Below are 12722 nucleotides of genomic sequence, written 5' to 3' on the forward strand. Positions count from 1 at the left end.
GTGTTTTGCTAATTTTTAGAGTGGGTGTCATGATTAGCTTGTTCTGCTTAGCTTAAGCGTTAGCTAACTAATCCAACACGGAGTCGTTATGAAGAAAATTATATTAGTAGTATCTATTTTATTGTTCACGCAAGTGTCTTTTGCGAACACAGCTTCAGGTAATGAAGCGTTGTATAAAATAGTGAAAGATTTCGAGAGTGCAATTACAACTAAAGATAGATCTAAATATTTTCATTTGTTTTATGAAGGAACAGTCTCTTGGGTCGGTGTGTTTTCGAGTGATGATTATAATAAAGAAAAGAGTAAAGCAGACACAGCAAGAGCAAATGGTGAGCCCGCTACGAAGCCTATGAAAACCTTTCCAGGTGATCATGTCCACTTTTTTGACGTTATGATTGCACCAGACAAAAATTTTAATAAAATAGCGTTTGAAAATGTTAAAATTCAACATGATGGCGAGATTGCAAATGTATATTTTGATTACGCGGTTTATCATGGAGATGGAGTTGTAAAAACATTCTGGGGAAAGAAAAGTATGCTTTTGGTTAACACTGAAAGTGGCTGGAAAATTAATTCGGCTATTCACTCTGTTTATACCCCAGAAGATAAACGTTAGCTAACAAAACAATAAACAACATTCGCTTTGCTCATTGGGAAAAAGCCTCGCTAATCGCTCAGCTTTTCCCGTTATTGTAGGCGTTATATGTACTTAAGGTTTCTATGCGTAAATTACTGATTTCAATTTTATTAATTACATTTATTTTAACGGGTTGTTCAACAATAATTGAGAAAGATAGCGAAGAAGTTATTGAAATTTCGGCTGAAGAATTCGATGCAGCTAGAGTAAGGTTCAAAAACAACTCTGTATCCAATGAAGACTTGTTAATGTCAGTTATGCAAAGTGTTCCAGTTTTACCTTTAGGTGTAAGTTTTGAAACAGTAAGATCAGAGTTAATCAAAAAAAATCTATATGTGATTGAAGAAAGCGATGATGCTATTTTAATAAAAGGCAATGCTGATATTTTCTCTGATATTGACGTCGAAGTGAATTCACCGATTAACGTATTTAAATATACTTTTAACAATTCATTATTAACCTCGGGCCCTAATGTAGTTGATAATTAGTTTATGTAGCTGCTTGTACATATAACCAAAGCTTAGCTAGACACCCAACGTAAAAATTAGCAAAGGAAGAAAATATTACTAAGCATGACTTTCCTAACAGTCTACGAGAAAGAATGTTTCGCCAGAATGAAAAAATAACAAAGACAGTCACTTTTAAAAAAGTAAAGACAGCGATTCTGATTAAGTCATTCTTCTGATTTTTTCGGTTTTTGGGTGGGTGTTTTGATGTTTTAAAGGTTGGTTTTTCGTTATTGAAGAGTTTACTTTGTTATTGGGTATGAAAACTTAAATTTCAGGCGAGTTTTAACTCTCCAGCTTATGCTGAGTGTTGTGTTTAGAGCTTAGAGACTTTAGGCGCTTTTGAGTAAGGCTCTGGCCTTTGCCATCCCTCGTATTCTTTGGTGGTGGGTGTGGTGTTTAAACTGTTGCATCATCTGCTCGCTGCCAACTGCGGTAGCAAAGTGTTGTTCAAACTCTGTGGTGAGGGTGAGCCATTGTTCGTTGTCTAACCCCAACCTTTTTAGAATGGGGCTTTGATGGTTATCTATGTGGCCTGCTTTATCTTCTCTTATACATCTGCCTGTTGTGTCTACTAGTTCACAGTAATCTATTAAGTTGTAAGCAATGCCTTTAGGCATGTCTTGTCTGTGGTTACCGACAAAGGGCATAAGTGCTTGAGGTTGTTCACCTTTTATAAGTGATTGAATACGCGTTTTTATGCTGGTGTGTTTGGATGTCTCAGGCGTTTTATCCATCTTGGCTCGAATGGGGTTTAAGTCTACATAAGCCATACAAGTGACTATGGTGTCAATCAATGAATTTTCGCCATATTCTCGTCCCACATAACTCCGTCTTTCACCATAGAATTTAAGATAACAATCATCTTTCTAATACAGGCAATAATAGCTACTTTTTTAGGTTTTCCTTCCTCCTTTGATTTTTCGTTGTCCTTGGTAGGCATGCTTCTTACAGAGACACTCATTTTTACAATTAGCTAAACCACAGTCCCAGCTTCAAGGTGTAAGTGCACCACCTTTGCTAAGTCATTATTTTTTGTGTCTGTGTAATTTTTCTATACTCGCTGAAAAACGCTCATAAATTCCTTAGCTTGAAGAATTGCTTTGCTAAAGGTTGTTTGAAGTTTATTGTTGATACTTAAATAAGTTTAATAGGAATAAGGTTATGGAAAGTTTAGGATTTATATTCGGAATCATGGGTATGTCTATGGGTATAACTAGCTTTGTTTTTAGTATTATCTCAATGTCCAAAATTGATAAACTTGAAAAAAGACTGAAGGAAATTGATGTTCTAAATCAGAATGTTAAGTCAAATTGATACCTATCCTTTACCTTACCGCTCAATTACAATATGACCACTTTACTATAGCGACGTCAACTTGTTGCATTCTTATTGGCAGGCTATGCCTGTACACATTACATCAGAGATAAACATGAAGTATTTGGGATTACTTGTTATATGGGTTTTATCAGCCAATATTTATGCGGCACAGAATAAGATAGAAAGTCTTTACAGGGCCAACAATATTAATGGGGCAATTCTCATTGAGTCTGAAGATGGCAAGATAAAGTATCAATATAACGTTGACGATAAAGAGAGCTTTGTTCCAGCATCAACATTTAAAATCCCTAATACTTTAATCATACTAGAGGAAGGATTGATTAAAAGTGATTCTGAAGTCATTAATTGGGATGGCGTAGAGCGTGAATACGCTGTATGGAACAAAGATCAAACACTGAAAACAGCCTTTCAGCATTCGTGCGTATGGTGTTATCAACGCTATGCAAAAAAGCTAGGTCATACTAAATATCACAAATACCTTAGGGATTTTAACTACGGAAACCAATTAACAGGTAGTGAAATTACACGATTTTGGCTCGATGGAGATCTTAGAGTCTCTGTACAAGATCAAGTTAACTTTTTGCGTAAATTGTATGCTGAGAACCTTCCAATTCAGAAGCCGCATATTAAAACACTGAAAAGTATTATGCTGTCAGAGAGCAACAGCCAAATAAAGGTTTGGTCTAAAACAGGTTGGTCTGGTAAGGACGGGTGGTATGTGGGTTATCTTGTTGTTAACGAACAAACATGGTTTTTTGCAAACCACATAGAGATCAATCAAAGTTCAGATTTGGCGCTGAGAAAGAAGCTTACAATGGAGGCATTCAAAGCTCTCAAGATTGTTCAATAATAATTAGGTCTGCACTGGTATGGCAGGTCTGGTCTTTGGAATATATTTTGGTTACTTATTTACTTTTAACTAGTCCGCGTAAAAAATTAAATTGCTTGCTATCGCTAACTCAAGAGCCGACTCTCTTGGTGTTTAAGCCTTGATGTTTGCGCTTCTTATTTAAATGTTAAACCTATTAACGGAGTGTTTATGGAAAATTATATAATATATGTAGGTGTTGCAATTGCGACCATTCTTTTGCCTGGCCCTGCCGTTATGTTAACTCTAAATAACTCTATTCAAAGAGGGGTATTAAAGTCATTCGCAGGAATACTTGGTATTGCTTTGGCGATATTGTTAGTAGCAACTATTTCGGCCACAAGTTTAGGGGTGGTATTAGCTAGCTCAGCTGTTGCGTTCACTATCATCAAAGTTGCTGGGGCCGCCTATTTAATTTATTTAGGTATAAAAATGCTACGTAGTGAGATGACTAATAATATTGTTATAAAAGGGCAAGAAGATTCCTTTCTAAAATGCTTTATGGAGGGCTTTTTAGTTTCAGTTTCGAACCCCAAAGCTGTTATTTTCTTCATGTCTATCTTTCCTCAATTCATAGATTTGACTCAAGAGTACACACCACAGTTTATTTTATTGGCCGCTACATTTGCTCTTTTAGTGATGGTTATTCATACAATTTATGCTGTTTTCGCATCTTTTGCTAAATCAAGACTCTCGTCTCATAGAGGTAGTTCTATTCTAAATAAAATCAGTGGCGGTGTTTTTGTTAGTTTTGGTATTGGTTTAGCTGCATCTAGTAAGTAGGTGTAAAGTGGTGTTGAGTTTATCCAACCGGAAGTATCAGACTGAATGAAAAAGTTACAAATTCTGGCTATATCGGGAAGCCTTCGCAAGGCGTCATATAATTCCGCAGCAATAAATGCGCTAAAATATTTAGCGCCCAGTGATGTCGAAATAGTTATTGGGGAAATTGGAGACTTACCTTTATTTAACCCTGATCGTGAAAATGAGCATATTCCATCTTTATTAAAACTTAAAAACGCTCTAGATAAATCTTCTGGGTTAATTTTAGCCACGCCTGAATACGCCCATGGCATTAGCGGCCCGCTAAAAAATGCACTGGATTGGCTTGTCAGTGGGAAAGAGTTTCCTTATAAGCCGATAATGCTAATAAATACGTCACCTCGTGCATCTCATGCGCAGGCATCCCTAAAGGAAGTCCTAATAACCATGTCGGGTAACTTAATTGACAATGCCCATGTTTCTGTTCCGTTGCTGAGCAGTGAACTAGATTCTGTCGGTATTATTAAAAACGAAAAAATCGCAAATATATTAAGCTTAGGCCTTAGTGAGTTTTGTAGCGCAATTAAAACTCAGAAACTTAACTTAACAAGCAATTCAAATCTGCCGGTGTCGGCACTTTAGATGTTAAGAAAAATCATATCCAATAATGAAAGTCAGAATATTTATAATGTAAGTTCAAACCAAGTTTCTAGAGGTTGTGCCTTAAATGAAAAAGCATGAAAAACCGGCACGCATTAACCCACTCAATAGGCACACACATTTTGTTTATCACTTGAATGCGTTCTGGTGAGCGCCTTGTGCAATTATAGCCCTATCTTTTAGCTCAAAACTGAGTGTTAGAGATGGTATTCATTATTAGGAATTGATTATGATGATTAGAGATGCAACGTTAGAAGACTCTCCACACCTTGCCAATATTTACAATTTCTATGTTGCAAATACCTCTGCCACTTTTGAAGAAACCCCTGTCTCTACTGAAGAAATGTCTATTCGATTAGCTAAGGTATGGGATGCAAACTTACCTTGGATAGTTGCCGTTAAAAATGACACTGTAATTGGGTATGCTTATGCAACAAAGTGGAAAGAAAGAAGTGCTTATCGGTTTTCGGTAGAGTCAACAATTTACCTCGCCCATGATGCCCAAGGAAATGGCTTGGGTACCGAGTTGTATGAGGTGCTTTTGAGTAGGCTTAAATCCCTTGATATTAATAATGTAATCGGTGGTATAACGTTACCGAATCCAGCTAGCGTTGCCTTGCACGAAAAGTTAGGTATGGAAAAAGTCGCCCACTTCGCAAACGTGGGTTTTAAATTCGATAAATGGTTAGATGTGGGATATTGGCAATTAAGCCTACGCACCTAAGCACTAACAGGGTAGTGATTTTTGGTTACCACTCGCCGTTTTAAACTACAGGAGCAGTTGATTGGCATATCATGATACATATCGCTTAAGCAGCCATGGTGTCATCTTGAATGAAATGGGGCAGGTGTTATTGCTTAAAGCGAGTTATGGCAATCACTCTTGGGGTTTACCCGGTGGTGCTTTAGATGCTGGTGAAACCATTCACGATGCACTTATACGTGAGTGCGCAGAAGAGCTAGGCTGCGAAATCGAAATTCAATATTTGAGCGGTGTGTACTACCACTCGCAGCATGAATCACAGGCCTTTATTTTTAAGTGCAAGATTAAGAAGGGTGCAACTATTACCTTAAGTGACGAGCATTTGGAGTTTAAGTTCTTTGACATTGATGAGTTGTCAGATGTCCAAAAACGCAGAGTTCAGGAGTGTTTAGGGTTTGATGGGTACGTCCAAAGCGCACGCTTTTAAATCTTTTAAATCATTAAAATTTTATAAGTTATTGTTTTTAATGAATTATAAAATGGCTCCTGCCCCGATAAATATATTCGGACAGGAGCCATTATTACTTAACTGAGATTATCGGGGTAGATTAAAATTTACCTGATAAGGTTAAGGTTGCATTTAACGGCGCACCCACAGTGACTTGGTGAGTCGCATGGGCGTTAGGGAAGTACTGTGTATCCCCTAAGTTTTCGATATTAAGCAAGACACGCATATCTTCAGATACTTGATAATACACGGCTGCATCTACACGGGTGTAGCTTGGTAATACCGCTGTATTGCCATTGTTTATATAGCTTTCATCTTGGTAAGTGGCCCCAATCGCAACACCTAACACTTCGTTAATTTGGATGTTATTCCATACAGAAACTGTGTGTGCTGGTAATTCTCGTGGCGTAAGATCAGTACTGCCGTTGGTTCCATCTAAGTAACTATAATTAGCGTTTATTGTCCAGCTTTCTGTTAACTGCCCAGAAAACTGTAGTTCAACACCTGATATTTCTGATTCTGTTACGTCAAAGCGTTCAGCGTCAGTATCTGAGACTGACAGCGATGTTTGTTCGTTTTCGAATATTGCTGCAGTCAGACTCATACCAGACTCTAAGTCCCACTTCACACCAATTTCGCTATTTTTGTAAGTATCAGGATCTAACTGGTTGTTGTCACCGTTGATATTTGCGAATTGCTCACCACTTCGAGGTAAGAAGGATTCGCTGTAGCTTGCATAAAATGAGATGTTTTCTTGTGGTTTATAGATAGCACCAAATCGAGGTGATACTTCGCTGTCTTTCTTAGTACGGCGCTCTAGTACATCTGGGTCTGCGTTAAATACGTCTATATCAAAACTATCAAAACGTGCGCCAATTACCAAGTCAAAGTTCTCCGACAGGGCAATTTCATCTTGAATATATGCTGACTGAACATCTAAGGTTACACGAGTATCGTCGTTTAAGTCTGTAAAGGCTGCTGTGGTTACTTCACCATTGGCATTAACACCTGTTAAACCTGAAAAGTCGATGGGACGTTGTACGTTAAATTGTTCAGTATCATCAATAGATGTAGAGAACACAGGGTTGAGACGGTTTTGGTCAGACGAAGTGTGGATCCACTCTGCACCAAACATTAGAGTGTGACCAATATTGCCAGTGACAAACTCGTTAACTAAGTTACCGGTTAAAATCACATTGTCTCGTACTGTGGTATCTATGTAGCCGTCTAAGGTGACTAGGGCATTGTCTTGATCATATGCTGAGGCATAAAAGTTAGAGTAAACCTTGTCATAGTTACCATAGAAAGCACTAAAGTTACCTTTTAGGGTATCACTGAATTGATGTTGTAAAGCCGTACGAAATATATGAGCTTGGGTTTCTTGATAGTTGTTATCTTTGTCACCAAACACTATGTTTTCTAGGGATTCATCAGGCTTACCATTGGTGCCTGTTGGAATACCACGGTCTATAAATCTTTGGTGATCAACGTATTCATAAGATAGGTCAATTGAGGTGTTTTCGCTCAGTACCGCATGTACTGTTGGGTTGATCCCAAAACGTTCACCTTCGTAGAAGTCTCTGTGATTATCTAGTTGTTCGTACATAGCATTAACACGAAAGGCGACATCTTCTGATAGTGAACTGTTGCTATCAATTGCGCCACGATAGCCCCCAAAAGAGTTCAATGATGCAGTATAAGCAGCAAAGTCACTGCTTGTTGTTGCTTTTTTAGTTACACGATTAAGCACACCGCCTGTACCACCACGGCCAAATAAAAGGGCATTGGGGCCACGCAAAATTTCAACTTGTTCAATATTGTAAAGTGCCCTGTAGTATTGCACGTCATCTCTTGCGCCATCTAAGTAGAAATCTGCAGTAGAACGTACACCTCGAAAGACCACAGCATCGCGGTGTCCTTCACCCTGAGAAGTGTTAACACCTGGGGTATAGTCGATAAGTTGGCCAACGCTAACAATGTTACGTTGCAGAATATCTTCTGCTGTGAAAATAGATAAACTCTGTGGTACGTCAAGAATAGGAGTAGGGGTTTTTATTGAGTTTGATTGATTGCTAGATAGGTAATTACCTGTCACTTCAATGATTTCGGTTTCGTCATTGGCACTAGCATGCTGGGTAAATGATAGGGTAACCATTGCTGCTATTGTGGTCATTCTCAGGTTCATGTGTGTGTTTCTCCAGAAATTAATTCTAATGGCATAAATGCCCTTAACTTCACTGTGCCTAATTCCCTGTATGAATATTTTTATATTGTATTGAAAAGTAAAGTCGGCAGGATGTTAATGTTAACGAAAATGATTATCAATAAAGAAAAGTGGATTACATAGATTTTACTTTTATATAAAAAATGTCAATTAACGTGATCCATGTGTTATTCGGCGCAAGAATCAGTCTGTTTTAAATTTAAGGTTTTCAGAATGTTAAATTAAAGGTTTGGCAGGCATTACTTTGAACAAGCTACAAAGCGAATGTTTGTCATGTAAAACTCAGGTTGCTCAAGCCGGTTTTACAAAAGCTTTTGTAGACAGGGGTAACCCTTGGGGTCAGTGGGGGGAACACGCCACTTTAAAAGTGGCGTATAAGGTGTTTATTTAGACTTTACTTGGTGGTAAGCCCATTCAATCCAAGGCAATAAGGCTGCTAAGTTGCTGTTTTCGATAGTTGCGCCGCACCAAATGCGCAAGCCTGCGGGGGCGTCTCGGTATGCACCAATATCATAGGCAACGGCGTTTTCATCAAGTAGTTTGATGACAGATTTTACTTGCTCGGCTGTTAAATCAAGGGTTAAGCAAACACTAGTGTTTGAACGAATAACTTTGTCTTTGACCAAAAATTCAATCCAATCATGCTTGGCAACAAAGTCCTCTAGCGTAGCTAGGTTTTTATCTGCACGAGCTATGGTTTCGGTTACCCCGCCGATAGATTCAACCCAGTTTAATGCGTCCAAGTAATCTACTACACATAGCATGGATGGCGTGTTGATGGTGGCACCTGTGAATAAATCTTCGGTTAGTTTCCCATTTTTGGTCATGCGGAATATTTTAGGCAGTGGCCAACTTGGGGTGTAGCTTTCTAGCCTAGCGACAGCTTTAGGGCTAAGAATTAACATGCCATGGCCGCCTTCGCCGCCTAAGACTTTTTGCCAGCTGTAGGTGATAACATCTAGCTTTTGCCATTCAATTTCTTGAGCAAATACGGCTGAGGTGGCATCGCAAAAGGTGAGCCCTTTGCGGTTTGCGTCTATCCAATTGGCATTGGGTACGCGGGCGCCAGATGTGGTGCCGTTCCATGTGAATACCACATCATTGTCAAAGTTTACTTGAGTAAAATCAGGAAGCTGTCCATAGTCTGCACTATGAATGTTCACATCTTTGAGTTGCAACTGTTTAGTGATGTCTGTGGCCCAGCCTTGGCCAAATGATTCCCAATAGAGCACGTCAACTGGGCGTTCGCCGAGCATTGACCACATAGCCATCTCCATGGCTCCCGTATCTGAAGCTGGTACTACAGCTACTCTATAACCTTCTGGTAATCCTAATATTCTGGCTGTATCTAAGCATGCGCTTTTCAGGGCTTTTTTACCAATAGGTGCACGATGGGAGCGGCCCAGTACAGACAAGTCTAAAGAATTAACATCATAACCGGGGCGTTTTGCACAAGGGCCTGAAGAAAAATTAGGATTTGCAGGTTTTTGGCTAGGGAGCATGAATTTTCCAAGGTTTATTGGGGGCTAAATTAAAGTGCTAGCATACAAGTGATTGTTAAGATCGGCTAGTGTTCAAACGCTATCAAATATAGCAATTAGATAGGATATTGCAGCCTTATCAAGGTGCTTGCTAAGGCTGCAAAATGGAGTTGCGCAACTCTTAAAAGGCCAACTGGTATCCTATGGTGAACATATTGTCCATTTCCATTTGTACGCCGTTGACGTCTTGGATGACAGGTATTTCGTATTCAAATGCCACCCTATGTTTGTTGGCTATCACAGTGTTTATGCCTATCGCTGCCATTAACAATGTACCACCGTAGTTGGCAGGGTTGGCGGTTGTAACGGGAGCGGTAAGGTTTTCGTCTTCACCTACAATTTCTTGGGTTTTGTTATAGGTTAGCCGTGCAGTTGCACTTACTGCGTCTGAAAACCCATAGTTTGCCCAAGTGCTTAGTTTTAGGGTTTTACCGGTTTCGTAATCTTCATCATTTTCTGAAAGTGCAAGATTATACAAGCCTTGTGCGCCCCAGCTTAGGTTGTCGTTATTGCCATTGTAAGTTAAACCAAATTCAGCTCTGTGGCTGCCTCCGCCTAATTGCATACTGTAGGGTAAGCGCAGGTTAGTGAGCATATTCATGGGCGTTAGCACTTGGTCAGTCTCTTCAATTGAACCTGTAGGTAATACCCAGCCAAGGTTTACATGAAACTTATGCTCTGGCGTATCTATTAAGCTGTAAAGCATAGTTAGCTTGGTGTCACCTAAGCCGGAACTTGCGGTATTGAAATTATCTAAAACTGTAGTTCCGGATGCACCTGAGTAGGTGGTTAGCGTCATGTCATTATCAATATAATTAACCATGGCCATAAGGGTGACATGGTCAGTTGGTGCATACATAAAGCCAAGCATGTGCATGTTTTGCGTCATGGTTTGCGGCACCACTCTGACATAATTCATCGAGCTATTGGGCGCAGTTACTGAGGTGACTATGTCATCGTCAGAAATACTGTCGCTGCCTTGTAAGTTGCCTGACATGGACATTTGCATAAACCGATAGGAAAACATGAACTCCCCTTTTTTGTGTAAATGGTCTCCCATTACACCAATAGGTGCGTGGTCCGTCGCTTTTAAATTTGATTGTTGTGCTTCATCACTAAAGGCTTGAAGGGGTAATGTCATGAGCCCAGAGGTAACTAGGCTAGTAAATATAGAGCTAGATTTAAGCATGATAACTTCTCTTAATTTAGTCAAAATGGTTAACGCTAATTAAAACGTCATGATTATTTTTTGGTAACAACAGGTTTAGCTAAGAGAAGGTGGCCCACGGGTTAAGGGAAGTTGATGTTTTGCATTTGGATATAAGGCTTGGAAATAGCGAATACTCAGATTGCTATCTGCTGGCCTTACTAAATCTCCAAGGTTGTTGAAGATAAAGCCATGATATTTTGAGTCGCTTAAGTAGCCATAAGTACAGTGTAAATCGCTAAGGTTTTCGGGGCTATTTTCAGGAGGAGCAATATATTCTACTTTGCCTGTTTGTTCATAGACTGAAAGCGACATCCACTTGTAGCTGGTACCAGTACAAATTAAAACGCTATCTTGATCCGCAAAATCATTGGCATGACTAACCATAGAGGCAGATACATAAAGGCTTGCAACGCCATTAAACAACAAACTCAATATCAGGGTAAATACGATATTTTTGCGAAGTTTTTTAACGAGCTTTCTCAAAAAAACACGGCCTTATTTCTGTCAGTGTAATATTCTAACCAGCTGAATGAGTTGGAGGCAAACCTTTTTATCATAGATGTCATTTTTTTGCTTAATTCGTTTTTTGTTAAAGAGTATTAAGCTCGGTCGTCTTTTGCTGATTCCATCACCACATGGGTACTGATTGTGCTAACTTGTGGCAAAGTGCCTAGTACATCGGTATGAAAGGTTTTGTAGCTTTTCAAACTTTGTGTTTCTACTCGTAATATGTACTCAAACGACCCAGTAACATTGTGGCATTCTTTGACTTCATTGGCTTTGATAATGGCTTGTTCGAAAGCGGACTGAGAGCTTTTTGTATGCTCTCCTAACCCAACTGTTACATAAGCGACAAATCCTTGCCCTAGTAACTCTTTGTCTAGAATGACGCGGTAGCCTTTAATGACTCCACTATTTTCTAACTCTTGAACACGTCTTAAGCAGGCTGACGGAGACAGACCAATTTTATCGGCAAGCTCGGAATTAGAGATTCGGCCGTTATTTGTTAGCTCTTGCAATATTCTATCGTTTATTCTGTCATTTTTAATCATGTGTTGTTTGTGTGTTGTATTTTTAGGCTTATTTTGCACGAAATTTAATAATAACATTGTTTATAATTGCGTTAATTAAAAAATAGCTAATATGAAATACATTTTAAATGAACTTTGAAATTTTGACCGCGTTGTTACTTTTTACTTTGGCTTCCTCAGTTACCCCAGGTCCAAACAACCTTATGTTAATGACCTCTGGTGCTAATTTTGGTTTTAAACAAACCCTGCCTCATATGTTTGGAGTGAATTTAGGATTTACCTTTATGGTGATATTGGTAGGCTTGGGTTTGACGAAAATATTTGATGCTTACCCAATCAGTTATAATATTTTAAAGGTAGTGAGTGTGGCTTACCTTTTGTATTTGGCATTTAAAATAGCCACATCAGATACCTCTATGGCGAGTAAGCAAAATAAATCTAAACCCATGACATTTATGCAAGCGGTTATTTTTCAGTGGGTAAATCCCAAAGCTTGGACAATGGCATTAACTTCTATCAGTGTTTATGCACCTTCTAAAGACTTACACGCTGTGTTGTTTGTGGCATTAGTTTTTGGGATGGTGAACTTGCCAAGTATCACAGTATGGACAGTATTGGGGAAAAACATCCGCCACTTTTTAACTAACGCCAAACGTTTAAAAACGTTTAATTACCTAATGGCGAGTTTGTTAGTGATGTCTTTGTATCCCATCTTTTGGGGGTAAGTATTT

Annotated in this window: 13 protein-coding genes and 2 pseudogenes; 8 read left to right on the forward strand and 7 right to left on the reverse strand. The window is 39.0% G+C overall.

All coding sequences use genetic code 11. The features are described 5' to 3' along the window. Positions 1–88: 88 nt before the first annotated feature. Both EOK74_RS10875 and EOK74_RS10880 read left to right on the forward strand, forming a co-directional pair. Complete coding sequence (locus EOK74_RS10875; RefSeq protein ID WP_133470042.1) at positions 89–616, forward strand: hypothetical protein; 528 nt, start codon at positions 89–91, stop codon at positions 614–616. Between the two features lie 104 nt (positions 617–720). Further along, positions 721–1125 carry a hypothetical protein gene (locus EOK74_RS10880; RefSeq protein ID WP_133470043.1) on the forward strand — a complete coding sequence of 135 codons (405 nt, stop codon included), beginning with the start codon at positions 721–723 and terminating at the stop codon, positions 1123–1125. A 350-nt stretch (positions 1126–1475) separates the two neighbouring features. Here EOK74_RS10880 and EOK74_RS10885 read toward each other — a convergent pair. After that, positions 1476–1919, reverse strand: a pseudogene (locus EOK74_RS10885) (transposase); the annotation flags it as partial. A gap of 17 nt (positions 1920–1936) precedes the next feature. Then, positions 1937–2053: pseudogene (locus tag EOK74_RS10890) on the reverse strand (IS110 family transposase); the annotation flags it as partial. Positions 2054–2575: 522 nt separating this feature from the next. Here EOK74_RS10890 and EOK74_RS10895 point away from each other — a divergent pair. From EOK74_RS10895 to EOK74_RS10915, 5 genes are all read left to right on the forward strand, one after another. Next, entirely contained in the window at positions 2576–3334 is a 759-nt protein-coding gene (locus EOK74_RS10895) for a class D beta-lactamase (protein WP_166638755.1), read from the forward strand. Positions 3335–3523: 189 nt separating this feature from the next. After that, entirely contained in the window at positions 3524–4135 is a 612-nt protein-coding gene (locus EOK74_RS10900) for a LysE family translocator (RefSeq protein ID WP_133470045.1), read from the forward strand. 45 nt (positions 4136–4180) lie between these two features. Beyond that, entirely contained in the window at positions 4181–4756 is a 576-nt protein-coding gene (locus EOK74_RS10905) for an NADPH-dependent FMN reductase (protein WP_133470046.1), read from the forward strand. 247 nt (positions 4757–5003) lie between these two features. After that, the gene (locus EOK74_RS10910; protein ID WP_338047274.1) at positions 5004–5498 is read left to right on the forward strand and encodes an arsinothricin resistance N-acetyltransferase ArsN1 family B; all 495 of its coding nucleotides are present in this window, start codon (positions 5004–5006) and stop codon (positions 5496–5498) included. Positions 5499–5559: 61 nt separating this feature from the next. After that, positions 5560–5964: an NUDIX hydrolase gene (locus EOK74_RS10915; RefSeq protein ID WP_133470047.1), complete on the forward strand. Its 405-nt coding sequence runs from the start codon at positions 5560–5562 to the stop codon at positions 5962–5964. Positions 5965–6085: 121 nt separating this feature from the next. On the opposite strand, the gene EOK74_RS10920 is transcribed toward EOK74_RS10915, so the two are convergent. From EOK74_RS10920 to EOK74_RS10940, 5 genes are all read right to left on the reverse strand, one after another. Next, positions 6086–8170 (reverse strand): TonB-dependent receptor, encoded by a 2085-nt coding sequence (locus EOK74_RS10920; protein ID WP_133470048.1) that lies wholly within the window; start codon positions 8168–8170, stop codon positions 6086–6088. 422 nt (positions 8171–8592) lie between these two features. Then, the gene (locus tag EOK74_RS10925) at positions 8593–9711 is read right to left on the reverse strand and encodes a phosphoserine transaminase (protein WP_133470049.1); all 1119 of its coding nucleotides are present in this window, start codon (positions 9709–9711) and stop codon (positions 8593–8595) included. Between the two features lie 160 nt (positions 9712–9871). After that, positions 9872–10939, reverse strand: a complete 1068-nt coding sequence (locus EOK74_RS10930; RefSeq protein ID WP_133470050.1) for a transporter — start codon at positions 10937–10939, stop codon at positions 9872–9874. A gap of 75 nt (positions 10940–11014) precedes the next feature. Then, positions 11015–11443 (reverse strand): hypothetical protein, encoded by a 429-nt coding sequence (locus EOK74_RS10935; protein WP_133470051.1) that lies wholly within the window; start codon positions 11441–11443, stop codon positions 11015–11017. A gap of 116 nt (positions 11444–11559) precedes the next feature. Then, entirely contained in the window at positions 11560–12012 is a 453-nt protein-coding gene (locus EOK74_RS10940; protein WP_133470254.1) for an Lrp/AsnC family transcriptional regulator, read from the reverse strand. Between the two features lie 107 nt (positions 12013–12119). On the opposite strand from EOK74_RS10940, the gene EOK74_RS10945 reads away from it, so the two are divergent. Then, positions 12120–12716: a LysE family translocator gene (locus EOK74_RS10945; RefSeq protein WP_133470052.1), complete on the forward strand. Its 597-nt coding sequence runs from the start codon at positions 12120–12122 to the stop codon at positions 12714–12716. Positions 12717–12722 lie beyond the last annotated feature (6 nt).

The sequence above is a fragment of the Paraglaciecola marina genome, assembly GCF_004360155.1.
GTDB lineage: Bacteria > Pseudomonadota > Gammaproteobacteria > Enterobacterales > Alteromonadaceae > Paraglaciecola > Paraglaciecola marina.

Bases quoted from the DNA above. Each gene is read 5' to 3' on its own strand.
- EOK74_RS10895 (WP_166638755.1), top strand. From the start codon at position 2,576: ATGAAGTATTTGGGATTACTTGTTATATGGGTTTTATCAGCCAATATT.
- EOK74_RS10880 (WP_133470043.1), top strand. From the start codon at position 721: ATGCGTAAATTACTGATTTCAATTTTATTAATTACATTTATTTTAACG.
- EOK74_RS10900 (WP_133470045.1), top strand. From the start codon at position 3,524: ATGGAAAATTATATAATATATGTAGGTGTTGCAATTGCGACCATTCTT.
- EOK74_RS10930 (WP_133470050.1), bottom strand. From the start codon at position 10,939: ATGCTTAAATCTAGCTCTATATTTACTAGCCTAGTTACCTCTGGGCTC.
- EOK74_RS10905 (WP_133470046.1), top strand. From the start codon at position 4,181: ATGAAAAAGTTACAAATTCTGGCTATATCGGGAAGCCTTCGCAAGGCG.
- EOK74_RS10875 (WP_133470042.1), top strand. From the start codon at position 89: ATGAAGAAAATTATATTAGTAGTATCTATTTTATTGTTCACGCAAGTG.
- EOK74_RS10940 (WP_133470254.1), bottom strand. From the start codon at position 12,012: ATGATTAAAAATGACAGAATAAACGATAGAATATTGCAAGAGCTAACA.
- EOK74_RS10910 (WP_338047274.1), top strand. From the start codon at position 5,004: ATGATGATTAGAGATGCAACGTTAGAAGACTCTCCACACCTTGCCAAT.
- EOK74_RS10945 (WP_133470052.1), top strand. From the start codon at position 12,120: ATGAACTTTGAAATTTTGACCGCGTTGTTACTTTTTACTTTGGCTTCC.
- EOK74_RS10920 (WP_133470048.1), bottom strand. From the start codon at position 8,170: ATGAACCTGAGAATGACCACAATAGCAGCAATGGTTACCCTATCATTT.
- EOK74_RS10925 (WP_133470049.1), bottom strand. From the start codon at position 9,711: ATGCTCCCTAGCCAAAAACCTGCAAATCCTAATTTTTCTTCAGGCCCT.